This window comes from Heyndrickxia sp. FSL K6-6286, from assembly GCF_038630395.1.
In the GTDB taxonomy this organism is placed as follows: domain Bacteria; phylum Bacillota; class Bacilli; order Bacillales; family Bacillaceae_C; genus Heyndrickxia; species Heyndrickxia oleronia.
Genome location: NZ_CP152029.1, coordinates 723,406 through 748,359, shown reverse-complemented (window position 1 = coordinate 748,359; position 24,954 = coordinate 723,406). Strand labels below are relative to the sequence as shown.

At 36.9% G+C, this 24,954-nt stretch carries 24 protein-coding genes and 1 riboswitch; of the genes, 5 read left to right on the top strand and 19 right to left on the bottom strand.

Annotation, left to right across the window (positions count from 1 at the left end):
* The first annotated feature begins 76 nt into the window (after positions 1–76).
* Positions 77–505, top strand: a complete 429-nt coding sequence (locus MHI39_RS03940) for a dUTP diphosphatase (RefSeq protein ID WP_180212244.1) — start codon at positions 77–79, stop codon at positions 503–505.
* Between the two features lie 99 nt (positions 506–604).
* Here the strand turns inward: MHI39_RS03940 and MHI39_RS03935 are convergent, their stop codons facing one another.
* A complete protein-coding gene (locus MHI39_RS03935; RefSeq protein ID WP_071974743.1) occupies positions 605–1,363 on the bottom strand; it encodes a glucose 1-dehydrogenase in 759 nt (252 codons plus the stop codon).
* Between the two features lie 169 nt (positions 1,364–1,532).
* Between MHI39_RS03935 and MHI39_RS03930 the strand changes: the two genes are divergently transcribed.
* Positions 1,533–2,765, top strand: a complete 1,233-nt coding sequence (locus MHI39_RS03930) for a helix-turn-helix domain-containing protein (protein WP_342540725.1) — start codon at positions 1,533–1,535, stop codon at positions 2,763–2,765.
* A 47-nt stretch (positions 2,766–2,812) separates the two neighbouring features.
* Here MHI39_RS03930 and MHI39_RS03925 read toward each other — a convergent pair whose 3' ends face one another.
* Positions 2,813–3,748 carry a nucleoside hydrolase gene (locus tag MHI39_RS03925; RefSeq protein WP_342540724.1) on the bottom strand — a complete coding sequence of 312 codons (936 nt, stop codon included), beginning with the start codon at positions 3,746–3,748 and terminating at the stop codon, positions 2,813–2,815.
* A 184-nt stretch (positions 3,749–3,932) separates the two neighbouring features.
* Positions 3,933–4,036, top strand: a riboswitch (purine riboswitch).
* Positions 4,037–4,205: 169 nt separating this feature from the next.
* On the opposite strand from MHI39_RS03925, the gene MHI39_RS03920 reads away from it, so the two are divergent.
* Entirely contained in the window at positions 4,206–5,399 is a 1,194-nt protein-coding gene (locus MHI39_RS03920) for a nucleoside transporter C-terminal domain-containing protein (protein WP_280617000.1), read from the top strand.
* 407 nt (positions 5,400–5,806) lie between these two features.
* Here MHI39_RS03920 and MHI39_RS03915 read toward each other — a convergent pair whose 3' ends face one another.
* The 10 genes from MHI39_RS03915 to MHI39_RS03870 form a co-directional block, all read right to left on the bottom strand.
* Complete coding sequence (locus MHI39_RS03915; RefSeq protein ID WP_259548928.1) at positions 5,807–6,307, bottom strand: cupin domain-containing protein; 501 nt, start codon at positions 6,305–6,307, stop codon at positions 5,807–5,809.
* A gap of 193 nt (positions 6,308–6,500) precedes the next feature.
* Positions 6,501–7,589 carry an SEC-C metal-binding domain-containing protein gene (locus MHI39_RS03910; protein ID WP_342540723.1) on the bottom strand — a complete coding sequence of 363 codons (1,089 nt, stop codon included), beginning with the start codon at positions 7,587–7,589 and terminating at the stop codon, positions 6,501–6,503.
* A 582-nt stretch (positions 7,590–8,171) separates the two neighbouring features.
* Positions 8,172–9,512 (bottom strand): FAD-dependent oxidoreductase, encoded by a 1,341-nt coding sequence (locus MHI39_RS03905; RefSeq protein WP_342540722.1) that lies wholly within the window; start codon positions 9,510–9,512, stop codon positions 8,172–8,174.
* Between the two features lie 31 nt (positions 9,513–9,543).
* Entirely contained in the window at positions 9,544–10,380 is an 837-nt protein-coding gene (locus MHI39_RS03900; protein WP_078109627.1) for a carbohydrate ABC transporter permease, read from the bottom strand.
* On the bottom strand, positions 10,370–11,197 hold the full coding sequence (locus MHI39_RS03895) for a sugar ABC transporter permease (protein ID WP_235813356.1): 828 nt from the start codon (positions 11,195–11,197) through the stop codon (positions 10,370–10,372). Before MHI39_RS03895 ends, MHI39_RS03900 begins: the two co-directional genes overlap by 11 nt.
* 122 nt (positions 11,198–11,319) lie before the next feature.
* Positions 11,320–12,012 carry a hypothetical protein gene (locus tag MHI39_RS03890; protein ID WP_257234079.1) on the bottom strand — a complete coding sequence of 231 codons (693 nt, stop codon included), beginning with the start codon at positions 12,010–12,012 and terminating at the stop codon, positions 11,320–11,322.
* 102 nt (positions 12,013–12,114) lie between these two features.
* Positions 12,115–13,383 (bottom strand): sugar ABC transporter substrate-binding protein, encoded by a 1,269-nt coding sequence (locus MHI39_RS03885; protein WP_180212249.1) that lies wholly within the window; start codon positions 13,381–13,383, stop codon positions 12,115–12,117.
* 96 nt (positions 13,384–13,479) lie between these two features.
* Complete coding sequence (locus MHI39_RS03880; RefSeq protein ID WP_342540721.1) at positions 13,480–13,728, bottom strand: helix-turn-helix transcriptional regulator; 249 nt, start codon at positions 13,726–13,728, stop codon at positions 13,480–13,482.
* 3 nt (positions 13,729–13,731) lie between these two features.
* Entirely contained in the window at positions 13,732–14,181 is a 450-nt protein-coding gene (locus MHI39_RS03875; protein WP_342540720.1) for a response regulator, read from the bottom strand.
* Positions 14,159–15,991: a sensor histidine kinase gene (locus MHI39_RS03870; protein ID WP_342540719.1), complete on the bottom strand. Its 1,833-nt coding sequence runs from the start codon at positions 15,989–15,991 to the stop codon at positions 14,159–14,161. Before MHI39_RS03870 ends, MHI39_RS03875 begins: the two co-directional genes overlap by 23 nt.
* Positions 15,992–16,193: 202 nt before the next feature.
* On the opposite strand from MHI39_RS03870, the gene MHI39_RS03865 reads away from it, so the two are divergent.
* Positions 16,194–16,796 (top strand): RNA polymerase sigma factor, encoded by a 603-nt coding sequence (locus MHI39_RS03865; RefSeq protein ID WP_342540718.1) that lies wholly within the window; start codon positions 16,194–16,196, stop codon positions 16,794–16,796.
* Here the strand turns inward: MHI39_RS03865 and MHI39_RS03860 are convergent.
* On the bottom strand, positions 16,750–17,478 hold the full coding sequence (locus MHI39_RS03860; RefSeq protein WP_342541418.1) for a polysaccharide deacetylase family protein: 729 nt from the start codon (positions 17,476–17,478) through the stop codon (positions 16,750–16,752). The two genes, MHI39_RS03865 and MHI39_RS03860, sit on opposite strands and share 47 nt — an antisense overlap.
* A gap of 444 nt (positions 17,479–17,922) precedes the next feature.
* Here MHI39_RS03860 and MHI39_RS03855 point away from each other — a divergent pair, with 444 nt between their 5' ends.
* Complete coding sequence (locus MHI39_RS03855) at positions 17,923–18,765, top strand: aldo/keto reductase (protein ID WP_078109633.1); 843 nt, start codon at positions 17,923–17,925, stop codon at positions 18,763–18,765.
* Between the two features lie 217 nt (positions 18,766–18,982).
* Here MHI39_RS03855 and MHI39_RS03850 read toward each other — a convergent pair whose 3' ends face one another.
* Genes MHI39_RS03850 through MHI39_RS03825 form a run of 6 tightly spaced genes read right to left on the bottom strand, consistent with a single transcriptional unit; the run spans position 18,983 to position 24,841 of the window.
* Positions 18,983–19,753 carry a fumarylacetoacetate hydrolase family protein gene (locus MHI39_RS03850; protein WP_342540717.1) on the bottom strand — a complete coding sequence of 257 codons (771 nt, stop codon included), beginning with the start codon at positions 19,751–19,753 and terminating at the stop codon, positions 18,983–18,985.
* Between the two features lie 51 nt (positions 19,754–19,804).
* Positions 19,805–21,982 carry a malate synthase G gene (locus MHI39_RS03845; RefSeq protein WP_342540716.1) on the bottom strand — a complete coding sequence of 726 codons (2,178 nt, stop codon included), beginning with the start codon at positions 21,980–21,982 and terminating at the stop codon, positions 19,805–19,807.
* 15 nt (positions 21,983–21,997) lie between these two features.
* On the bottom strand, positions 21,998–23,071 hold the full coding sequence (locus MHI39_RS03840) for an FAD-binding oxidoreductase (protein WP_342540715.1): 1,074 nt from the start codon (positions 23,069–23,071) through the stop codon (positions 21,998–22,000).
* Position 23,072: 1 nt separating this feature from the next.
* Positions 23,073–23,402: a (2Fe-2S)-binding protein gene (locus MHI39_RS03835; RefSeq protein WP_342540714.1), complete on the bottom strand. Its 330-nt coding sequence runs from the start codon at positions 23,400–23,402 to the stop codon at positions 23,073–23,075.
* Positions 23,403–23,439: 37 nt separating this feature from the next.
* The gene (locus MHI39_RS03830; protein ID WP_342540713.1) at positions 23,440–24,528 is read right to left on the bottom strand and encodes an FAD-dependent oxidoreductase; all 1,089 of its coding nucleotides are present in this window, start codon (positions 24,526–24,528) and stop codon (positions 23,440–23,442) included.
* Positions 24,518–24,841 carry a (2Fe-2S)-binding protein gene (locus MHI39_RS03825; protein WP_078109638.1) on the bottom strand — a complete coding sequence of 108 codons (324 nt, stop codon included), beginning with the start codon at positions 24,839–24,841 and terminating at the stop codon, positions 24,518–24,520. Before MHI39_RS03825 ends, MHI39_RS03830 begins: the two co-directional genes overlap by 11 nt.
* Positions 24,842–24,954: the final 113 nt, after the last annotated feature.

Here is a 24,954-nt window from a genome sequence, read left to right as displayed (position 1 = left end):
AGGGTTGTCTTGGGGGTCTAACCTCTTCGCTTTTTGGACGACCCTATTTTTTATTCAACAGAAAAGGAGAAATATCATGCAAATTAAGATAAAGTATTTTGATGAAAAATTAACGAGAATTAATAAAATTGTGCAAGGTGACTGGTTAGATTTACGTGCAGCACAAACAATTGAAATGAAAAAGGATGAATTTAAATTAATTCCACTAGGGGTAGCTATGGAAATACCTGAAGGCTATGAAGCACATATTGTCCCACGTTCAAGCACATTCAAAAACTTCGGGATAATCGAAACCAATTCGATGGGAGTTATTGATGAATCTTATAAAGGTGATAATGACCAATGGTTTTTCCCCGCATATGCCTTACGTGATACTGTCATTGAATTCAACGATCGAATTTGCCAATTTAGAATCATGGAAAAAATGCCAGCTGTTGAACTAATAGAGGTTGACCACTTAGGAAATGAAAACAGAGGTGGACTAGGTTCCACTGGAGTGAAATAAGCTTGTATTTGCTTGAAACAGCTGCTCATAAAATGACTGAAAGCCCTGCTGAGATAATCTCGGACAGGGCTTTTCACATCTATTTGACTTTCGAATTTTCTATAATGTTAAGCCGCCATCGACAACAACAATGGATCCTGTCATATAGCTTGCACGATCCGATGCTAGGAAGGAAACCATTTCTGCTAATTCTTCAGGTTCGGCATAACGACCGATTCTCATGTTTGGAATTTCTTCTGGAACATAACCAGATGTTTCAAACATTTCTGCCACACTTTTTGTGATACCTGTTTGAACACCACCAGGGCAAATGGCATTAATACGAATGCCCTTTTTCACATATTCCAATGAAGCTGATTTCGTTAAACCAACTACCGCATGTTTTGTCGCAGAGTAAGCTGCTAGGCTGTGTTCACTGCGGATACCAGCCGTTGATGCAGTATTAATGATTGAACCGCTTCCTTGGCTTTCCATCACTTTTATCACATGTTGCAATCCTAAAAACACACCTTTTATATTAACAGAAACTAGACGATCAAATTCTGATTCCTCTATTTCAGTAAGTGGAGCAAACTTTTGAATGATCCCTGCATTGTTGAAGAAAATATCAATACGTCCAAATGTTTCAACTGCCTCATTAACATAACGCTTTACATCTTCACTTTTAGATACATCTGCTTGAACAAAGATTCCTTCTCCACCCTGTTCTTTTACCAACTTTAATGTTTCTTCCCCTGATTCCTTGTTGAAATCTACTAATACAACCTTTGCACCATTGTTTGCAAGTTTAAGACTACTCGCTCTTCCAATCCCACTTCCAGCGCCAGTTATAATTGCAATTTTGTTTAATAATTCCATGTTTTTTTCTCCCCTATCTTTTTTGACTTGGTTTACATAGAAAATTGTATTACTTATTCGTATTGATTTATTGTACTTTTTTTACGCAAAATAGTATTTTTTTAATATATAGATAAAAAATATAATCGCCTTCATTTTTTTGTTACAACATACGAAATGAGGAATTCAGATGAAAAACTCCTTAACTGATTTACCATATATTTGCAAACTTTTACATGATACCCATCAAATTTCGGTGTTTTTTCTTAATTCATTCCAAGAATTTGAATATGAATATTTATCAAGTGACATTCGAAATGGACCCTATTATATTCCGTTGAAGGAGCTACTAGTAGTCCATTCCTATCAGAAGAATCCAGAGGAATTCCCTATCTTTTTTACGAAAGCAGAAATGAATTTTTTTATTATTCACCTGCAGGAAAACAAGCAATATTTAGGTTCTCTCATCATTGGTCCATCTTTAAAAAGTGAAATATCCGATGAGAGCATTCGTATTATTATGGATACATATAAAGACAACCCTAATAAAAGAAAACTGATTGAATTTTATCAATCATTACCCATCATTGATCAACCGGCATTTCTTTCACTCAGTTTATTAGTTTATTACACGATCTATCATCAACCATTAGATTCTTCAATAGTGATTCAAAATAACAAGGAGCTCGCATCATTTCATGCTCAAATTGAAAATTCCGAGCTTGAACTCTCAAAAGGTCGTCGAAATTCTATTTTTCATACAAATCTTTCCTATGAAAGAGTGCTACTGGACTATGTAAGAAAAGGTCGTAAAGATCAATTAAAGGAAATCATAAATTACTCGATTGTAGGGGAAGCGGAGCTAGGCTTATTATCTAAACGGAGCCGTATAAGAAGCGAAAAGAATTTAATGATTACTGGAATTGCCCTTGTATGTAGAGCAGCAATTGAAGGTGGATTAAATGAAGAAACCGCGTTCACATTAAGTGATTTCTATATTCAACAGCTAGAAGAGCTGGAACACATAAACGCAATATTAACGTTGATGGAAGAGGCCATTTATGACTTCACTAATCGCGTATACGAAGCCAATCAGCAAAAATATTCTACGGCCATCGCAATCTGTCAACAGTACATCTATAACCATTTGTATGAGGATATTACATTGGATCAACTAGCCGAGATCAGTCACTTAAGTTCAAATTATCTATCCTCACTCTTTAAAAAAGAAGTAGGCCAATCTATCAGTGAATATATTCAACAACAACGAATAGACGAAGCAAAAAAGCTACTAACACTAACCAATTACCCGATATCCGACATCAGTGCATGGCTAAGCTTCAACGACCAAAGCTACTTCATCAAGATATTCAAAAAATTCACCGGACTCACTCCAAAACAATATCGAAATGACCAGCAATAAAAGCAGTGGGGGTCTGACCCCCACCGCTTTAAAGTAGTAAAGAACAATTACGCTTGTTTAGCCAATTCTGTTATATAGTCAAAGAATTCATCACGATTTACATCGTAAACGAGATTGACTGGGCGTCCCTCATCTGTTTCAACTGTTCGGCCTTGGCTTGGTCCACTTGTGTGAACAATGCTGTTGATCCGTTTAACCTTCACTAGATCACTATTGCCAACAAATGCTGTTGTTAACACATCCCATAAGTAATAGGTTGAGTTGGTTGCAAAGTGCACAAGTGGTGGTACCATTGCATAGCATTGGCCAAGAAAGTCGACACCAATGTATTTACGCTCCGCTGCCCAACGATTCCGAACGTCAACCGTAAGTGGTACTTGGTTCGTGCTTTCAAGGGCGACTAAATCAATTTCTATCTTCGATTCCCATACACGTCCAGCTGATTCCGGATCCCAAAATACATTCCATTCCGCAGTCCCATCATGCTCAGGCTCGGCTACATTTCCTGCTTCACGGAAAGTGCCTCCCATCCAAACAAGTCGTTCAATTTTTTCCTCAATATCAGGTGCTACATCTAATGCACGGGCAAGATCAGTAAGTGGCCCAGTAAATAATAAAGTCGTTTTTCCCTCTGTCGCTCGAAGGCAATCAATCATATGAAGATGTGCAGGCTTCTCAGCTACAGGAGTTTCGACTTTTCCTGATTCATTTAAAATAGGCAAAGCATCGACATAAAATGCATGCATACGCCAATCTTTTGGAAAAGGATTTTTCCCACGAGAATTGGATTCGGCTACATCCAGACCACCCTGTCCGAAGCGATCAATGATTTTTCTACTTGCAAACACAGCAGGCTCCAAATAGCAATCTGCTGGAATAACCGATACACCCGTTAGCTTAACATTCTCCATTTTCAACAATAAGAATAACGAAATTAAGTCATCGACTCCACCATCATGATTAAAATAAATATTCTTTTTCATGTCGTTCTCCTTTTCCATTGATTTCACACCCATTATACAAGATTATTCTAATATATCAATAATTCGAACCTTGTCAACTATTAACAAAATTACATAACTAACTTTTAATAATAATATAAATATTAAAACATCTCGTATTTCCATTGATTCATAACCAACTCTAAGTTAGAATGTGTTTATTCTTAAAAACACAAATTAATATCCTTGTATAATATCAGTGGTAATGGTCTGATAGTTTCTACCTGGCAGCCGATAAAATGCTAGACTACAAGGAAGTATGAATAATGAGAGATTATGAATACATTTAATTAATTGCTCCTACCTTAAGAGCAACTAATTCTTAGTATCCCAATTATTTAAAAACTCTTATTTTTTCATGCTTTCTGTCAGTCGACTGAAGGTATGAAAGAATAAGAGTTTTTTATTTATCAAATAAAATATAACTGGGGTTGATGACTTGTTCTTTTTATTAAATATATTAGGTGTACTAATTGTTGCAGGACTTGTATTCCTTTGTTCACCAGCTAAGCGAAAAATAAAGTGGCGACCGCTTGTTAGTCTGTTTATTGTTGAACTGATCATTACATGGTTTATGTTAAGCACCCCCGTTGGAACATGGATTATTAATCAAATTGCTAGATTCTTTACTTGGTTAGTTTCATGTGCAAATGCTGGAATTTCGTTTGCTTTTCCATCAGTAATGGCAAACGAGACCGTTGATTTCTTCTTTAGTGCTTTAATGCCAATCATTTTCATAGTAACATTCTTCGATATTTTATCTTATTTTGGAATTATGACTTGGATCATTGATAAAGTAGGCTGGGTCATCTCAAAAATTTCTGGTTTGCCAAAAATGGAAAGCTTCTTCTCAATTCAAATGATGTTTTTAGGAAATACAGAAGCCTTAGCCGTTATTCGTGAGCAGCTAATGGTGCTGAAAAGTCAGCGTCTTTTAACATTCGGTATTATGAGTATGAGCAGTATCAGTGGATCAATCATCGGAGCTTACTTAACAATGGTACCTGCTGAATACGTATTTGCAGCGATTCCATTAAACTGTTTAAATGCCCTGCTATTAGCCAGTATTTTAAACCCAGTTGATGTTAGCAAAGAAGAGGATATCGTCTATGTTCCACCGAAAGAGGAGAAAAAGGACTTCTTTTCTACGATTTCAAACAGTATGCTCGTCGGAATTAAAATGGTTATTGTTATCCTAGCAATGGTTATCGGATATGTTGCATTAACCACATGTCTTAACGGGATTCTAGGATTCTTCATTCATGGTTTAACCATTCAAAAGATTTTCGGAATTATTTTCAGCCCATTCGCTTTCCTACTTGGATTAGGAAGTCACGATGCCATGTATGTTGCCTCATTAATGGGAATCAAAATCTCAACAAACGAATTTGTTGCCATGATGGACTTAAAAAACCATTTGAAAGACATGTCACCACATACAGTTGCCGTAACCGTTACATTCTTAACCTCATTTGCCAACTTTAGTACAGTCGGCATGATCTATGGGACATATAACTCCATTTTCGGAGAAAGCAGTTCAAGCATCATCGGGAAAAATGTATGGAAGCTTTTAGTCAGTGGTATGGCCGTATCTTTACTAAGTGCGATGATTGTTGGATTGTTTGTTTGGTGATAGAAATTAATTTTATCATTGCCATTAAAGGGCTGTCTGAAAAGACAGCCCCTTCTTTTTTAATAAGCAACTTATGCGAATAAATTCTAAAGTGTATTTTCGCCAACATTGTTACTATTTAAGGAAGGTTTTTACTAATACTATAAGTTCAAGAACGCTCTTTCTTTCATTTCACTTAGAATAGAGCTGCAAACTCCATAGACCTCTGAATCCCTTTTTGGAAAACCTGCAATTGGGCTTTTCAAAAGCATGCGAAAACAGCCTTTCTAAAAGACTCAGGCGATATCCATTTTATCTGTATACCCTACAGCAAAAAAATCCAGAATGCTAAGTAAATTGTGAGAAAAAAATAAAGGGATTCCCAAGTGGATATCCCTTTTATTTGACTATTTTTATAAAAAAATTATTTATGCCGGAAGATGCTCATAAGCCAGCTTTTTAATAATTTCCTTGTGTTGAGGATATTGAGAAATAAGATCTGCCTGTGTAAAAAGTTCAAAATCTTGAAAATCAAATCCTGGGGAGACCATACATCCAACTAAAGAACCTGTATCATTCTCCAACACTGAAGATCCGAAAATTGCGTGTTTCGGAACTAAAAATTGTGGCACCTCTCCGTTCTCAATATTCAAGCCTAATTTAACTTCCTCATATTCGCCATTTTCGTGAATCATATGAATGGTTAACGGACTTCCAGCATGGAAATACCATAATTCATCCGATTTCAATCTGTGAAAATGAGAAACATCCTGAGATCTTAATAAAAAGTAAATACTTGTATAAAGCTTTCGCTCACCATAAATATTTACCTTTTCCCCCGATTGAAAAGTTTCTTTGTAAAATCCACCCTCTGGATGAGGAATCAATTCTAGTTTTTCTATCCAATATTCTATTTCACTTTTTTTCATTGTCATAGTCCTTTCAACAACGTTTTAACGTCTTTATAAGGAAAGTATAGCAAATATTTATGTCGTTCTCCAAAGGGCAACTTTTGTCCTGAAGAAGTATCAACTAAAAAAAAAAGAATGCCCCCACAGTGAATATACAATGAGGGAACATTCTTTTCTTAGTGGAACTATGGATGCTTATTTAACCTAACACTTAGTTAATGGTGTCCTCTTCACCAGAATTGAATTCATCTAGCTCAAGCTTGTCATGCAATTTTTTAATTTCATCAGAAAGGACATATTCAAGATCTTTAAATTTTGATGAAATACTACTGCTTGAAACATTAAAATCATCAGCTAATTTCTTTTGTGTGAGGGATCCACCCACTGACAGAATTCTATCAACTAGATAAACCAAGGCTGCTTCATAAATAGCTGACTTTTTAATGGATGGTTTTTTCATCATGCAGTATTTATGCCAAAGCAGTATCCCCATTTCTGTAGCAGTTTCACCAAGTGGGTATGCTTTCATATATTCTTGGTAATCGACTGCCACTTCCTTATGCTGTGGCGCTATCCACTCTAAATCATCAATCGATACTTCTACTTGCCCAAATAGAAAGTAATCTAGCACCTCAAGAAATGAGGAAGACATAAAGTGAATAGGAGTTGCTTTCCCACTTCGTTTATATAAATTAATGATGCCCTCTTCTATTCTCACTGATGCACTAGCCGGCATATCTAAAAATGTCGCAAAGAAGAACGATTCTTCTCCTGCAGTTAAGATGGTTCCTAGGATCATGCCTTCTGGTTCTATATTATGTTCTTCTTCTAGCACCTTCACTTTTGTTATTTCATTAGTAAAGATGTCTCGAACGATCACATAATCATTTTCCATTTGTTGTTGAATTTTGAATACAGAAGGGGTCACATTTCTCCATGTTTGTAAACTATCCTTGATTTTTTGTCTATTAAACGTATGTATATGCTCGTCGATATACTCTGCTATAATCGTCTTTCCTTTTAACTCAACGGAAGTAATAAACCATAATAGATTAAAGAAGTAATATAATTCTTTCACCTCTTTTGGAACATCATATTCCTTCAGGTACTTACCCAAATTCGCATCTATCTCTTCTTGATGATTTTTCATTGCAAATTTGATAATATCCATCTGGATATCAGATAGTTCTTTTTCTATCAAATGTTCCATTGATACAACTGTATTATTTTTTCCACAGCATTTTTTATACTTTTTCCCGCTTCCACATGTACATAAATCATTACGTCCTATCTTCGCCATAATCAACTTACCTTTCCTCTGCTAATCTTATGTTGTAAAATATATTCCAAAAATGGACACCATTCTTCTTCATTTCATCACATACGTACATTATCTCTTCAATAAGTCATTGATCAGCAATGCCCCATAAAACTCATAGAAAAACTATGAACTTCGCATTCTTTGCTATTCTGATGACAATATACTGCCTACAATGAGCCTTATCCAGCACGTATCCCACAAAGGGCGAGTATTGTTCAAAAAGCTAAACTACTATCATTTGTAGAAAAATGGGGGCAAAAATTTTTTGCCCCATTTGTCCATATATAATAGTGAGCAATCATAGGAGCTTTGTCAAATAATTTTCATGGAAAGAATCACATGAAAATATCTCTTGGACGAAGTATCGTGTTTGAGTCGGGAATTGAAGAACTCTTTCCCGGCGCTCCATTCTTTGTTTCGTGGTAGATTGATATATTCTGAGGAGAAACCAAAATAAGGGGAGCAATCCAATAATTACTTTTAAAAAATTGTGGATATTGATTTGATTTAAATCCAACTAATATCCATCAACCAAAAAAAAGGGGATCACCCATCCCCTTTTCACAACACTACTCCGTTCTCACGTAATCGTGCTCTTAATAAAGAAATATTCAAATCTTTAGGATGAACTCTTTCTTTTAATGAAAGGGCCGCAGCAGTCCCAGCGGCTTGCCCTGTTGCCATGCAGCTTGGGGATAATCTTGTTGTTGCCAGAGCTTCATGGGTGGTTGAAATACATCTTCCACCAACTAGTAGATTATTAATTCCTTTAGGTACGAGACAACGATACGGAATACCATAGCTTCCATCTCCTTGAATATCATTTGCCTGTACACCTTTTCCAGTAGGATCATGAATATCAACTGGATAACCACTAAGAGCAATTGTATCCTCATATTTCCTACCGGCAATGACATCCTCAATGGTTAATGAGTATTGTCCATCTATTCTACGTGTTTCTCGAATACCAATTTGAGTGCCCACAGCAGATATTGACGCCTTTTCAAAACCAGGAACTTTCTCTTTCAAAAAATCTGCCATCATTAAGACTTGTTTACGTCCTTCCTTTTCCCCTTCTGTTAAATCAAACACATTTGTACCATCTAATCCTTGAACACGTGTGCAATTAACTAACACTTCATCCTCTTCAGGTCCTGCAAAGAATAATACTTGGTCTCTATTAATCGGAACACCTGATTCATTCCATTCCTTATAAAAGCCTTGAACTCCTGTTAAAGGAAGCTCATCTAATTCATTAATCGGCGTTTTTTTATAAAAATTGTTTGGGTTTTCTTTCATTACCTGCTTTACCTTATTTAAATCTACTCCGCGCATTCGGAACTTCATTGTCATAGGCTGAGTTTTATGATCACTTTCTCTTCCCTTTAAACAAGGCGCCCCCGATAGATAGGCAATATCTGCATCACCTGATGTATCAACAAAGCTTTTTCCAGTTACATGAATCGAGCCAGATTTCGTCGTTAAGTGAATGGAGGTAATGCTATTTCCTTCTACTTCTACCTTATCAACAAAGCTATGCACCAATACATCCACTTTCGCCTCCTCTAGCATTTCTAACGCTAAAATCTTATATTTTTCAGGATGATAGGGAGTTACCGTATTAGTAAATCCAACGGTATCTCGTAAATGACCAGGTGATCCTCCACAAGCCATCAACCGTTCAACAATTTCTTGTGCGATTCCTTTAATGACTTGCTTTCCAGAGCTTGTGTGGAACGTCATCCACGGATAAACTAAAGCAACTGTTGACATCCCTCCTAAAAAACCATATCGCTCAATTAACAGTGTTTTAGCTCCCATTCTACCTGAAGCAATCGCTGCATTAATACCCGCAGGCCCGCCTCCAACAACAACGACATCATATTCTAATTTTTCCTTCAACACTCCACTCCCCTTCATAAGCTAAAGCTTTTTATTTCCCTCCAGTCATGGACACACCTTCAATAAATTGCTTCTGGGCAAAGAAAAAGATAATTAGTAATGGAACAGTTGCCATAACGGATGCACTCATTAATAACTCCCATTTCGTACCTACTTCATCGGTAAATAATGCTAAAGCAAGTGGTAAAGTCATTAATTCCTTCGAGTTAATATAAATGAGTGGTTCATAAAATTCATTCCAGCTAGTTAGAAATGTAAAAATGGTCAGTGTTGCAATCGCTGGCTTTGCCAATGGAAGCATAATGTTCCAATAAATTCGGAAATATGAACATCCATCCAATTTCGCCGCTTCCTCTAATTCTTTAGGTACTAATAAAAAGAATTGCCTCATAACAAATACACCAAATACTCCAGCAGGTCCTAAGATCGGTATAGCAATTAACGGAACATGTGTATTGATTAATCCTAAATCCCTCATAAAGAGAAATAAAGGAATCGTAATGACTTCAACGGGAATCATCATCGTACTTAATAAACAAAGAAACAAAATAGAACTTCCTTTGAATTTTAATTTTGCAAAAGCATATCCTGCCAAAGAGCCTAAAAATATCGTTCCAATTGTTACTAATACAGCTATATAAAAACTATTAAAATAAAAAAGATGAAAAGGAGTTGATTTTAACACCTCGATATAATTTTCCCAGCGAAACGGTTTAGGAATAAGCTGAAAAGTAAAAATCTTTGTAGGATCTTTGAAACTAGTATTAATCATCCACAAAAATGGAACAATCATAATTAAAGAAAGGCCAGTAAGCACACCATAAAATGTAAATCTCGTTAAGATTCCATTTTTCTTTTTATTCCTCATGGAAAACCCACCTTTTTCTAACCCCCCATTGAATAAGAGTAAAGACTAAAATAATGACAAATAAAACAATGGCAATTGCAGAAGCATATCCAAAATCAAATAGTTTAAAGGCATTTTCCCAAATATAGTAAACCAATACTTTCGTACTGTTTCCCGGGCCTCCGTTAGTCATCACATAAATTTGCCCAAATACCTTCATGGAACCAATAATCGTTAAAATTAGGGTCAAAAATACAGTAGGAGTAATCATCGGTAAGGTAACATGCTGAAATTGCTTCCATTTATTCGCTCCATCTAAATAAGAGGCTTCATAAAGGTTTTTATCTACTTGCTGTAAGGCCGCTAAAAATAAGACCATGTTTAAACCCACATTTTTTAACGCGCTGACAAAAATAACGGCCCCCATTGCTAATTTTGGATCATATAACCATGCAGGTCCTTCTATTCCTAACCAACCAAGCAATTGATTAATAAATCCCTCATCTGTACCAAACATATACTTCCAAATAATTGACCAAACAACAATCGAAGTCATAACTGGAATGAAGATGGTCGTTCGAAATAAACCAATTCCTTTCAGATTTCTCTGTAATAGCAAGGCTAATAACAGAGCTAAAATAATATTGATCGGTACCAAGCCACCCGAGAAGATGAGTGTGTTTTTTAACACAACTAGAAAGTCTGGATCATTTACAAGTCTTTGATAATTTTCTGTTCCAATAAAATTAGGGTCATTCAGTAGCTTCCAATCTGTTAAACTCATATAAATTGAATAGATTAGAGGGAATAGCATGACCAACAGAAACCCCAGCATCATCGGACTCGTAAATAGATAGCCATAAAAGGACTCACTTCCAATAAATTTTCGTCGGTTTTTATTTTTCCTCAAATGAAGTTTCTTCTCTGTCTGTATGTTCGTTTCCATTTTTCCCTCCCCCTTTATAACGAATCAATCGCTTTTCTAAAAGAAGATACGGCCTTTTTTATACTTTGCGTATCATGACCGAGAACAATTGCTCCCAGCATAATCGCCTTAATTCCAGTCTGATAGAGCAACGGAATATCCGAAGGGGTAAGTTTGCGTTGTGACGGCACAAGAACAGGTACATCCACCTTCTGAACAAGTTTCTGATAAGCAAGAGCATCTTTAAAGGTTAAAGGGAATCCATATTCTTCACCTGGGATGATGGATGCCTCTAGTGCTGTTATCCCCATATTCTTCACATTTCCGAGTATATTGAAAGAATAATCAGCTGAAATAGCAAATGTCTTTTCCATTTGGTCAATAGACATCATCCAACCAGGCATATGATGCGCATAGATAGAAAAATAATCGAATCCACAATTAATTAATTCTTTCATTTCCCTTTCACTGATACTCTCTAATGCCCCTCCAGGCACAATTCCAAATGGACCTGTAAACTCACTTCTAATTTTGTGAAATTCCGTTCTATACGCCTCTGTCGCATAAAAATGATTTCCTGAGGCACGATGTTCTACATTAACATGTAGCTTTATTGCATCCACCCCAGACTCAATCGCCGCCCTAGCAAGCTCCCAATTATTTTCTGGTAAACTAACAATCAACGCTATATTCTTTTCTTTTAATAGTTGCGCTAAAGAAGTAGTCAACTTCATTCACTCCTATGAATAACGAACGGGTACTCTAAAAAGCAAAGGGGCTGACCCCAAATTCCCGAGGTCAGAACCCTTATTAGACAACCCCCTCATCGATTATTTCAACAATGGATCTATCTTTTTCTCCATCCCTTCAAGAATTTCCTCTGGCTTTTTCAATTGACCAAACAGTTCATCAAATCCAAATTGGATGGCATTATCAATTTTTTGCCATTCTATATGTCCTGCTTGTAAACGGGCATTGTTCATTTCATCGATCACAGCATGCTGAATACTTTCTTTTGGTGGATTATTTGGTTGATTAACAAACTGATCAGAGCTTAGGACTGACTCACGTGGTGGTACGAAAAATGTTGATGTTGCAGTGATTCCTTCCTCACTAGTAAAAAACTTCAGTAGCTCTTTTGCCTCTTTCGGGTGCTTTGTTCCTTTAAAGATTGAGTATCCTGCTTGACCCAGCATTGGGAATCGGCCTTCTGGTCCCTCTGGAAGTGGCGCAATATCCCATGTAAAATCCTTTACTTCACGTGCACTGGATACATAACTGTATACATCAAAAAACATGCCTATTTTTCCTGATTCAAAGCTAACCTGTTCCCCAGCTTTTGGATGGGATTTATCTGCAAACATCATTCGATCAAGCATTTTTAATGTATCTACACCTTCTTGACTATTCCACGTGAACTTTGTCTGATCCTCATTAAATAAATCCCCGCCATAACTCCAAGTTCTCGATAATAATGAAATCCAAGTATTCCAATCACGAAAGAAATTTGCGCCATAAACACCATCTGCTGTGATCGCTTTAGCAGATTTCTCAAATTGCTCCCACGTCCATGTTCCATCCGCAAAATGTTCATTTGGCGTTTTCTCCCCAGCTTTTACAAATAGGTCCTTGTTATAAAAAATAACCATTGGCGGCGTAGAAAAAGGAATTCCATACAGCTTATCCTCTTTTTTAAATAGATCTAATGTTGACGGAAAGAAATCATCCATCTTGTAATCCTTATCCTCTTTAAATGAAGTAATATCTTCTAAAATATCATTATCCATAAATTGTGGTACCATCCGCTCAGCTACCCAACCTACATCCGGCAATTCCCTTCCTGCTGCTAAGACTGATATTTTTTGCTGATAATCTGGAAAAGGTACACTTTGCAAGTTCACCTTAATATTAGGATGTGTTTTATAATATTTTTCTAACAGTTTCTTATATACTTCCTGATGTGCTTCATTTCCCCAAATCATAAAGGTTAATTCAACTTTTTCATCTTTTGATCCACTTGTTTTTTCCTTGCTGGAACACGCAGATGTAACCGTTATCAAAATAATCACCAACAAAATCAATCCGAATTTCTTTATCATTGTATTCCCCCCTCCCTTTTGCTACATTTTAAAACAAATACCTCCCCAATAAATATCCTGTAAAAAGTAGAAATAGTTCGTTATTGATAGATATTTTTATAGTGATTGCCGATATTGAATTGGGGTCATCCCAACCTCTTGTTTAAACAAAGTCATAAAATGCTTCGCACTTTTGTATCCAGATAGTTGTGCTACCTCATACACCTTTAAATGAGTTTGCCTCAATAATTTTTGCGCATACTTTATCCGTTTATTCGTTATATAGTCCGTAAAGGTTTGATTTAGCTCTGTTTTAAACAACTGACCGATATATTGCGGATGAAGATATACATGCTCTGCAATCATCTTTTATGTGATTTCTTGGCTTAAATGGTCATCGATAAACTGAAGGATCTTTTGAAATTGAGTCGATGTACCATCGTTAGTACTTTCATTTGTTTTAAAAACCTTGGAAATGACTTCGGACAACTCAATCCGGTTGACTGGTTTTAATAAATAATCAGTAATTCCATATCGTAAGGCTGTGCGGGCATATTCAAAATCATTATGTCCACTTAAGATAATAATAGGAATATCTTTAGATACCTGCCTTGCTTTTCCTATAAAAGTAAGACCATCCATTGCTCCCATTCGGATATCTGTAATAATAAGGTGTGGCAACCGTTGATGAATTCTTGTAATCCCCTCTTCGCCACTCTTTGCCTCTATCACCTGAATTCCACCGATAACCTGTTCAAGTAAAACCTTTAGCCCTTGTCTAATAATCTGTTCATCTTCAATGACTAGTACTTCCTTCAACCTTTTTCCCTCCTTCATTTATCAAAGGTAAAACCACTTGAATCGTAAAGCCGTTATTCACTTCACTTTGAATCTCTATTCCGTATTGCTTTCCATATAACAACTGGATCCGCTCATGAATATTGGGTAAAGCAATCCCATGATACTTTTTTGATGCGATCGGTACAGGAGAATGGATAGATTCATATAGCTCTTTTAGCTTTTTAGAGGAAACACCTTGCCCGTTATCAGATACAATAAGGGTAAGCTTTTCTTCCTTTCTATAGCCTCTAATAAAAATCGTTCCCCCCTGTGCTGAAATCCCATGAATAATCGCATTTTCTACAAGTGGCTGCAAAATTAGCTTAGGAATAGAAATATCTAGTAAGGACGGATCGATTTCTTCTCGATATTGAAGCTTCTCTCCTATTCGTACCTTTTGGATCATTACGTATGAATGAATAAACGAGATTTCTTCTCCCAATGTTACTAATTTGGAAGAATGGTCTATCGTATATCTCATTAACTTCCCAAGTGAACTAACCATATCCGACACATCTAAACTTCCTTGTGTGATTGCTAGCATATTAATGGATTCCAACGTATTGTAAAGAAAGTGCGGATTTAATTGACTTTGTAATGCACGAATTTCTGCTTCCTTCTCACGAAGATTGGTTTTGTATACTTCTGTTACGAGTCGATCAATTTCATTTACCATATGATTAAAGCCTTTGCCTAGCTCTCCTATTTCATCACCGGATTCAATCTGGACCCTCTGTGATAAATTTCCTTTTTCTACCTCACGCATGGAAGTACGTAATTTATGAATGGAACCTACTAAGGGCTTGGACAATATGACACCTAGTAAAGAGGAAATGATCATTCCAAGTAATACAACGAGCACAAGTACTTTCTGTAAATGATTCACTTCACTAAAAATTTCAGAACGAGGGGTCAGCATAATAATCTTGATTCCGGAGTAAGACGAAGTATTGGCAACCATCATATAGCTTTGTCCATCCATTATTGTCTTTGTATAATTATCTCTTTTTCCTTTATCAATCTGTAAAAGTAACGAATCGGGTATCATTTTCCTAGTGTTATTTGGATAAATTGAACGATTATGTTTGTCTACTATATAAATAAAGCTATTTGCCTGTGTATTTGATAAAATTTCTTTAAACAGTTCCTGTTTCAGGTCAATTTTTATAATCCCTAAAGATTTCTGTGTCGCTGGGTCTCTAATCAGTCTTGCGACCGAAAAAACATTCTCCTTTCTATTGATATAATAATTTGGCTGATGGAGAGGAAGAATAATCCATCCTCCATCTGCCTGCCTAATTTCTTTAATCCACTCACTTTTATTATCAAACACTTTTAGTAGCACCGTATTTGAATCCAAATTACTAAAAACAGTTCCATCGTTCGCAAGAATATGGATTCCTTTAATTTCATCTCTCATATGAATGAGACTAGAAATATACCTCCAAATTTTTACTCTTTCACTTGCTGGTGGAAGAGAAGCACCTTCCTTCATCACTTGATGATTTTTAAGAGTATTCAAGACATCTTGATCGTATAAAGGGGATAAGGAGATAATCTGCATTTCTTTAATATAGCGATTTAAATTACGATTCATTTGATCAGCAAGCTGAAGCTGATACTCTTTTGTTCGAAGTTGACTTGATTTTGCAAATTGATAATAAGTAATGCTTCCAAGAATTGTGGCAGTTAGAAGTATGAGCAGCGAAAAAACTAATATGAGCTTTGAACGATATGGAAGTGACAGTAATTTTCTTTTTGCCATCCTTTTTAATTTTGTATAGTTCATCAGACACCCCTCTTATAAATAGTTGTTACAAATACTTCGAGGTTTTCTAATGAATTCCTCCAAGGGGGGAAACTGTGCTACTCCTACGTGTTAACATCATACTTCTTTATACGTTTTATTTTTATAGGGATAAAATCACTGTCACAAATTTTCATTTTGCACGACTAATAATTAGAAAGCGTGAAGGTAGGTGAGGATGGAGTTGAATATTGATAAGAGGCAACTTGTCATGGAGTGGTATGAATTGTATTACGATGATATGTACCGTTTTATTTGGCTAATGCTGGGTGATAAACAGAGCTGCGAGGATTTTGTCCATGATACATTTGTACGTGCGTACACAGCATATGACCGATTCGATCATCGTTCCAGTGTAAAAACTTGGTTGTTTAGCATTGCAAAGCATCTTGTTCTCGATGAAATTCGGAAACGAAAAAGAAATAAGCATGTACCAGTTCTTTCATTTGAAAAAGAGATATCCTCTTCCTTTAATTTAGAAAAATATATTGAAAACAAGGAAGCAGTTAACCAGCTATTCACCTCGATTCAACAATTAAAGCCTAATTATCGAATGGTCATTATATTAATGAAGGTCGAAGAATACTCCACCAAAGAAACGGCAGGCATTCTTGGCTGGTCCGAGGTTAAGGTTCGAAAAACATTATCAAGAGCACTGCAATCACTTAGAAGGGACAGGGGGTCAGGTCCACTGTCCCTCCCTTCCTTTTACACTTTAAAGCAGTGGGGGTCTGACCCCCTTATTGTAAATTTTCAACAAACTCATCTAGTGTTGTTGAGTTTTTGACATAGATTCGTGGGAGTAGGTAGTTTTCGTTTGGTTTGCCTGTTTTTACATATGGTTCGGGGATTGTTGTTAGGCCAAATTGATAGTATTTCTTCGTTTCTGCTATTACTTTCTCATTAAAAATCCCATATGGATAAGCAAGGGCAATGACTGGTTTTCCTGTCATTTGCTGAATTTTTTCTTTAGATTCTTTTAATTCATAGTCAATATCTTTAACTTTCGTTAAATCAGGGTGTGTAGCTGTATGAGATTGAACAGAGAACATTCCCGAATCTACCATTTTCTTCAAATCACTCCTGGATAGTCGATTCGATCTACCGACAAAGTCAGAGATGACAAAAATCGTGGCTGTTGGATGAAAATTGGCCCCTTTTAGTTTTTGGAATATGGCAAAAGCATTTACATTATTTTTATATCCATCATCAAAAGTAATGAATATGGGCTTTTTCACTTGATTGATCTCCCCCCATCTTTCAAATGTCAATAATGTAAAGCCATTGTCTTTTAAATAGGCCATTTGCTTTTCAAAATTTTCAGGCGATACATATAAATCCTTCGAGCCCTGTCCTTTGAATTCATCAATTGAATGATAGATGAGGATAGGAATCTTTTTTTGAGCAAAGGTATGAGAGGGAATTCCAACTAAAGAGAAAAAAACGAGTAGGAGTACAACCTTTTTCATTATGTACCTTTTCTTAAACTTTGTTGCTAGGAAACGAAATAAATGAATGGAAGCCACGTTTTCCCACCCAATTAATTTTTTAGTAGAAATAATACTATACGAATAGCCAATTATCTTTGCGAAAACGGCACTCATTAAATTACCACCTTTACTTGAATTAACCAATCGTACAGTTATTATTTCGAATTTCTTTATTTTTATTTGCATTTTTTTCTAAATGCCTATATCTAAGTAAATATATTTAATGTCATACCCTAAAGATCAAAACGAAATATTCTACTACATTATCCATCATTCGTTTTACGTTCATTATTTAATCCTTATTGGATAAGTTCAAAATTAAAAATAAAAGCTCCGACCAGCGCTCCCCTTAACGAATCAAATATTTGAACTTTCCTTCAAGAGGGTGATATTCTAACATTACTATAGGAAGGAGTGTCTAATATGAGTAAATCCATTCCAGAGATAACTCTTAATGATGGGCTCGTTTTGCCAACTATCGGTTTTGGTACATACAAACTGAATGGAAATGAAGGGGCTAATGCAATAAAGAGCGCCATTGATGTAGGTTATCGTCTTATTGATTCCGCTTATAATTATGAAAATGAAGGAACCGTTGGAGAGGCCGTTCGACGCAGTTCAGTTCCAAGGCAGGAATTGATTATTACATCCAAATTACCAGGTCGTTATCATACATATGATAAAGCCGTTACAACGATTCAAGAATCATTATACCGAGCAAATTTAGACTATTATGATTTGTATTTAATCCATTGGCCTAATCCAAAACAAGATCATTATGTAGAAGCTTGGCAAGCATTAATTGATGCAAAAAAATGGGGATTCATTCGTTCTATCGGTGTTTGCAATTTCTTACCTGAACATATAGAACGGTTGGAAAAGGAAACTGGCGTTTTACCAAGCATTAACCAAATTGAATTACATCCTTTCTTCAATCAGGAATCACAAAGAACATTCCATCAAGAAAAAAACATTATAACAGAATCCTGGAGCCCAATCGCTCGAGCAAACCTACTACTAGAAAATGAAACGATTAAACAGATTGCTGAGCAGCATAATAAAACTGTTTCCCAAGTGATATTACGCTGGCATGTTCAGCTAGGAGCGATTCCAATCCCTAAATCCGCATCTCCAATACGTCAACTTGAAAATATCTCAATCTTTGACTTTTCACTAGATGATGCAGAAATGAAACGAATTAATGAACTGACACAACCGGATGGTAGAATGAAAAATCAAGACCCTGCAACGTATGAGGAGTTTTAACTAAAAGGCAAAACACTAGTAATTTTTTGAGGTTCTATCTTACACAACTAGGGCTGTCTGATACTTTGTTTTTCAGACAGCTCCATCATAACAAGTCCTTTTTACTAACATGTTCACATTCTTTCATTTCACAAGACACTTCTGCCTTTATTCTAGTAAAAACACGTTAATAGGTTTGAAGATATAGGCTTCATTAGACTTTAGGTAGCAAAAGTGATTATGTCAATATTTTTGCCGTAGCGAACCTATTTCGAAGTCTACCAATCCCTCTTATTTCACATTCAATAACATCTCCTTCTCCTACAAACTCTGCGCCGACAGGGCTTCCTGTTAAAATCACGTCACCTGGTTTAAGAGTCATGACTGTTGTAAGATAGGAAATCATTTTGCGAATCGGTATGATCATTAATTCGGTTGGGCTATTTTGCTTTTCTATATGGTTTAGGCTTGCTTCAACATGAACCTGAAACGGGTTCAGTTCAGTTTCAATAACCGGTCCTAAAGGTGTGAATGTGTCAAATGATTTACCGATTGTCCAATGGCCATCTTGATGGAAATATTGTGGGGCAGTTACATCATTGGCAATAGTATAGCCAAATACATAATTTAGCACTTCAGCTTCAGGGATGTTTTTTGCTTCCTTCCCAATAATAATCGCTAATTCCGCTTCAAATTTCACTTGGTCAATCCCTTCTGGAATGACAATGCTTTCCTCCGTTCCGATAACGGATGAAGTAGGTTTAAAGAAAAATACAGGAATGTCTGGTAGTTCACTTGGTAAATCTTCTACCTTGGAAACATAATTTGCTCCGATTCCAATAATTTGGTTCGGCTCTATGGGAGCCAATAATTTCACTTCATTTACTAGGAATTCCGAACCTGTATATTTCCAATCTCCAAATATATCCCCCGTTATTTCCTTAACGACTCCTTCGATAATTACTCCAGTATAAATGGTAGAATCCACTTGAAATCTAGTAAATTTCAACACACTAACTCCTCTCTACTTATTTCCGGAAAAAACTAGAATGCCCTCCATTTATTGTTTAACAGCAAATTTTGCCTTTGCCTCTAAACGGCGACGATGTAAAATTGGTTCGGTATATCCATTTGGTTGATCATAGCCTTTGAAGACTAGGTCACAGGCAGCTTGAAAAGCAATAGAATTAGAGTAATCCTCTGACATCGGTCGGTAATTAGAATCTCCCGCATTTTGCTCATCGACTATTTTGGCCATCCGCTGGAATGTTTCCCGTACTTGATCATCCGTACATATTCCATGATGGAGCCAATTCGCGATATGCTGACTCGAAATTCGTAAAGTGGCCCGATCCTCCATTAAAGCAACATTATGAATATCAGGGACTTTCGAACAGCCGATACCTTGTTCCACCCAGCGAACAACATAGCCAAGAATGCCTTGTGCATTATTATCTAATTCTTGCTGAATCTCTTCAGGCTCCCAATCAATCTGACTGGCTGCAGGAATCGCGAGAATATCCCTCAGTAAATCCACGCTTTCTTTTTCCAGCTTTTCCTGTACCTCTGTCACATCCACTTGATGGTAGTGAAGAACATGCAAAGTGGCAGCTGTTGGTGAAGGCACCCAAGCTGTATTAGCCCCTGCTTTGACATGACCAATTTTTTGCTTTAACATATCGGCCATTAAATCTGGCATCGCCCACATCCCTTTACCAATTTGTGCATGACCCTTGAATCCACTTGCTAGACCTACCATGACATTTGATTTCTCATACGCCTGGAGCCATTTCGCTGATTTCATATGATTTTTCCGAATCATTGGACCCATTTCCATCGAAGTATGAATTTCATCTCCTGTCCGGTCCAAGAACCCCGTATTAATGAATACAATTCGATCCTTCACCTGTCGAATGCATGCCTTCAAGTTTAATGATGTACGTCGTTCCTCATCCATCACCCCAATTTTTAACGTGTTTCGTTTTAACCCGAGCAAGTCTTCCACGCGATCAAAAAGTTCATTACTAAATGCTACCTCTTGTGATCCATGCATTTTGGGCTTGACGATATAAATCGATCCCTTTGTGGAATTTTGATAGGCTCCGTTTCCAAGTAAAGAATGTTTGGCTAGTAAACTAGTAAACACGGCATCCAATATTCCTTCAGGAACTTCGTTGGCATCTTGGTCTAGTATCATATTACTGGTCATTAAATGTCCTACATTTCGCACAAACATGAGAGAACGCCCCTTTAAACGCACCTCTTCACCAGTTAGCGAAGTATATAGTCGATCACTATTTAGAGTTCTGGTGATTATTTGGTCTCCTTTTTTAAACGTAGCACTCAAATCTCCCTTCATAAGTCCAAGCCAATTACGGTAAACGAGTACCTTATCCTCAGCATCTACTGCAGCAACTGAATCCTCACAATCCATAATCGTCGTTAATGCCGATTCCAAAAGGATATCTTTAATGCCTGCTTGATCGGTTTGACCAATTGGATGAGTAGGGTCAATTTGAATTTCTAAATGGAGTTTATTATTTTTTAATAAAATAGTGGATGGCTCCTCCGCTGTTCCTTTATAGCCAATACATTTAGACTCATCTTGGAGACTTGTCATTTGCCCATTTCTAAGTAAAATCGTTAGTTTCCCATCAACAATAAAATATTTCGTTGCGTCACTATGTGAAGCTCCTTTTAATGGAACGACTTGATCCAAAAACTCTCTAGCAAACTGAATGACCTTTTCCCCGCGAATCGGGTTATAGCTTCCTTCCTGCTGAGCTCCCGCTTCTTCACTTATCGCATCAGTCCCATAAAGCGCATCATAAAGGCTTCCCCACCGTGCATTTGCGGCATTCAATGCATAGCGTGCATTATCAACAGGAACGACAAGCTGTGGTCCTGCTTGAATGGCGACCTCGTCATCGACTTGTTCAGTTAATATGTTAAAATCCTCGACCTCAGGCTCTAAGTAGCCGATTTCCTGCAAAAATGATTGGTATTTATGAAAATCAAACTCCTGATTTTCACGGTGCCAAGTATTTATTTTATTTTGTAAATCATCACGTTGAGCCAATAATGCTCTATTTTTTGGAGTTAAATCTTTTATTAAGGTTTCTAATCCATTCCAAAATGGCTCCTGATCCACCTTGCTACCCGGTAAAGCTTCGGCATTAATAAATTCATAGAGAATTCGGGCCACTTGTAGATTACCTACTTTTACAAAATCATTCATCGTTTCTTTTCCTCCTTATTTAAATCTTTCAATCGAATATGGAGCAATCGATAAGGATGTATCTCCGTCGACTAATAATTCTGTCATTAATGTCCCTACTAAAGGAGACAGCGTGACCCCACTATGCATCGTTGCGACATAAAGGTTTTTGACAGAAGGAACCTTCCCAATAATCGGCAACCCATCTTCTGGGACAGCACGAATACCTGAAAAGGCTCTCACAACCTTTGCCTTACCAAGATCAGGTATGTAATACTTCGCCATATTTGCGGTCTCCTGAATGACATCTAATGTAGTTGAACGATTAAAACCTGCTTCCTCCATAGAATAGCCGATTAATACTTCGCCATTATTTGTCTGTCGCATTCCACTAATCGTATAATTGATAAACGGCTTTAAAGGTTCAGTTACGAGAATTTGCCCCCTTACCTGGTTCACGGGTATATGGACACCTAGCATTTTCCCCAATTCTCTCGACCATGTACCACCAGCTAAAATCAAGTTTTTACAAATATACTCACCTTTTTTGGATACAATGATGAATTGGTCGTTTTTCATTTGAATATCAAGGACTTGATTATAATACGAATAATCGATGCCATTCTTCTTGGCCGCTCTCATATACATATCAACCAATCTGAAGGGATTTACATTTCCATCGATTTTGCTAAATGTTGCCCCAGCAACATTTGGATTAATAGACGGTTCCTTTTCGATCACTTCTTCACGTGACAAAACCTTGATTTTTATGCCTATTTCCCGATAGGAATCTGCTAATCGTTTGGCCTTATCACGATCTTTCTCATTAAAAAATGGGGAGAGCCCACCCGTTCTTTTATATTCCACATCTCCAATTTTTTTGGCTAAATAGGGATAAAGTTCAGCACTGTACATACTGAATTCAGCATAGGATGATGGGGTTTTATTATGTACCCAAACCCAGGCTTGGGTGGATCCCGAAGTACCTGAAAGGGGATATTTTTTATCAATGACGAGGACGCCCTCTTTATATCGTTCAGATAGATGGTAGGCAATACTATTTCCAATGACTCCACCTCCAACGATAATCGTTTCATAGGCTGTATTCATTTCATCTCACCTTCCCATCTTCGAGCTCAACCTCATCAAGAACCGACTTCACAGCAGAAAAATGTTGACTGTTGGTAGACAATGTTTCTATTGAAATAGGTGATATAGGCATTCTTGTTCGTGGGAGGGGGATCTCCTGATACTCTTTTCCCGTTTGTTCATGAATCATTTGTGAGACAAGATCAGCACACATCTTTGCTTGACATGGCCCCATACCACAACGTGTAATTCGTTTAATATCATCAAAGGATTCCGCACCTAGACGAATCACCTCTTCAATTTCCTCATAACTTAACTCCTCACAGCGACAAATAATCGTTTCTTTATCCATATGATTCTCCTTTCATCCTTTCGAGAGTAAGTTGTCTCTAAGAAATAAATTGATCCTTTAGCTGAGGATGGAGGAAATTTTCAATATGCGTCATTCTTTCTATCCATAAATGAGGATCTTGTTTAGACTCTATTATTTTTATCTCTTTAAATAATGAATCTCTTAAGCTATTGGCTTCATCAAGCTCCAAAGCACCAAGATCCTCACATACACTAATTCCGGCGATCATTCCTGTTAATAGAATGGCACCATGAAACGATACTCCAGCAGCATTTCCACCTAGATAGACCCTATTTTGACTAGATTGGAGGCGTTCATTATATTGAGGGACCCACCCTCCAAGCTTTTCCTGGTAGCTAAAGGCACAATCCAATTGGTAAAATACGTCTGTAATCGGTTTTCTCCCACCATCTACACAAACAAGATCCGCATGGAATGCTTTTATTTCCTGATCGATCTGCACATAAACCTCTTCAACCTGACCATTTCCCTTTACCTCAGTAATAAAGGAATCGAGATAATAAGGAATATGTTCTTCTGTCATTTTTTCTATTTTGTCTTGATTGAGTGCTGTTAGTTTATTGGATTTCTCAATGATTCCTTCTATTTCGACGCCAACTTGTTTCAATTGAATCGCTACATCTATCGCAAAATCACTTGAACCGCAAATGACTGCCTTTTTTCCCGGGACGACAAAATTTCGATTGATTAATGTTTGTGCTGCACCAATCGTCATCACGCCTGGTAACGTCCATTTCTTAAAAGGAACAGCCCGTTCAGCAGCACCTGTTGTTACAATGACTTTCCTTGCCGTTATTGAAAAAACATTATTGCCATCGGATACACCAATACTTCCATCTTGATATAATCCTACAAATGTATGATTTAATAATATTTTCACGGGATATTCATTTAATTGATTAATTAATATTTCGGCTAATTCAAAGCCTCTCATTGGTGAAAATTGCGATGGTAAAAGCGATAGCATCTGGGTTTGTTGGACAAGCTGACCACCAAGATAGCTAGATTCATCAATCATAACAACATCTAATCCTCTCGATACAGTCTCAAATGCTGCTATTAATCCTGCAGGACCTGCACCGATAATGAGTACATCAGTTTCCATGACTATCTCTCCTTACATCTGGATCCCCCATATTCGGAAATATCTCCATTTCATCCTCAACCATTTTCATACATGTTCGAACATGGTCCTCGCCATTTACTGTCATATAGCAGCTACAGCATCTGCCACGGGAGCAAAATAAACCTCTCGCCTGCATAAGCTTTCGACTTTCCCCGAATTTTTTTACCCCATTCGCGATTAATGCAGCAGCGACAGTCTGTTGTTTATAGGCACGGAGTGGATTTCCATTAAAATAAATGGTAACGGGATCATGTAAACGCTCTCCCAATATTGGATGGTTGTTGATATGCATGAATACACCTACTTTTCTTTTGCTTTATTCGCATCCATTTACTATATTTCAAATGATATAATATTATAACTTTTATAATGAAAAATCCTTGCTTATTTCCAGACAGCAAGATT

What these genes read in the sequence shown, in the direction of transcription:
- MHI39_RS03880 (WP_342540721.1), bottom strand. Translation starts at nt 13,728, where the DNA reads ATGATTGCAGAGCATGTATATCTTCATCCGCAATATATCGGTCAGTTG.
- MHI39_RS03855 (WP_078109633.1), top strand. Translation starts at nt 17,923, where the DNA reads ATGAGTAAATCCATTCCAGAGATAACTCTTAATGATGGGCTCGTTTTG.
- MHI39_RS03860 (WP_342541418.1), bottom strand. Translation starts at nt 17,478, where the DNA reads ATGAAAAAGGTTGTACTCCTACTCGTTTTTTTCTCTTTAGTTGGAATT.
- MHI39_RS03910 (WP_342540723.1), bottom strand. Translation starts at nt 7,589, where the DNA reads ATGGCGAAGATAGGACGTAATGATTTATGTACATGTGGAAGCGGGAAA.
- MHI39_RS03840 (WP_342540715.1), bottom strand. Translation starts at nt 23,071, where the DNA reads ATGAATACAGCCTATGAAACGATTATCGTTGGAGGTGGAGTCATTGGA.
- MHI39_RS03925 (WP_342540724.1), bottom strand. Translation starts at nt 3,748, where the DNA reads ATGAAAAAGAATATTTATTTTAATCATGATGGTGGAGTCGATGACTTA.
- MHI39_RS03895 (WP_235813356.1), bottom strand. Translation starts at nt 11,197, where the DNA reads ATGATGCTGGGGTTTCTGTTGGTCATGCTATTCCCTCTAATCTATTCA.
- MHI39_RS03930 (WP_342540725.1), top strand. Translation starts at nt 1,533, where the DNA reads ATGAAAAACTCCTTAACTGATTTACCATATATTTGCAAACTTTTACAT.
- MHI39_RS03835 (WP_342540714.1), bottom strand. Translation starts at nt 23,402, where the DNA reads ATGGATAAAGAAACGATTATTTGTCGCTGTGAGGAGTTAAGTTATGAG.
- MHI39_RS03870 (WP_342540719.1), bottom strand. Translation starts at nt 15,991, where the DNA reads ATGAACTATACAAAATTAAAAAGGATGGCAAAAAGAAAATTACTGTCA.
- MHI39_RS03825 (WP_078109638.1), bottom strand. Translation starts at nt 24,841, where the DNA reads ATGCATATCAACAACCATCCAATATTGGGAGAGCGTTTACATGATCCC.
- MHI39_RS03900 (WP_078109627.1), bottom strand. Translation starts at nt 10,380, where the DNA reads ATGAGGAATAAAAAGAAAAATGGAATCTTAACGAGATTTACATTTTAT.
- MHI39_RS03830 (WP_342540713.1), bottom strand. Translation starts at nt 24,528, where the DNA reads ATGGAAACTGATGTACTCATTATCGGTGCAGGTCCTGCAGGATTAATA.
- MHI39_RS03915 (WP_259548928.1), bottom strand. Translation starts at nt 6,307, where the DNA reads ATGAAAAAAAGTGAAATAGAATATTGGATAGAAAAACTAGAATTGATT.
- MHI39_RS03935 (WP_071974743.1), bottom strand. Translation starts at nt 1,363, where the DNA reads ATGGAATTATTAAACAAAATTGCAATTATAACTGGCGCTGGAAGTGGG.
- MHI39_RS03940 (WP_180212244.1), top strand. Translation starts at nt 77, where the DNA reads ATGCAAATTAAGATAAAGTATTTTGATGAAAAATTAACGAGAATTAAT.
- MHI39_RS03845 (WP_342540716.1), bottom strand. Translation starts at nt 21,982, where the DNA reads ATGAATGATTTTGTAAAAGTAGGTAATCTACAAGTGGCCCGAATTCTC.
- MHI39_RS03885 (WP_180212249.1), bottom strand. Translation starts at nt 13,383, where the DNA reads ATGATAAAGAAATTCGGATTGATTTTGTTGGTGATTATTTTGATAACG.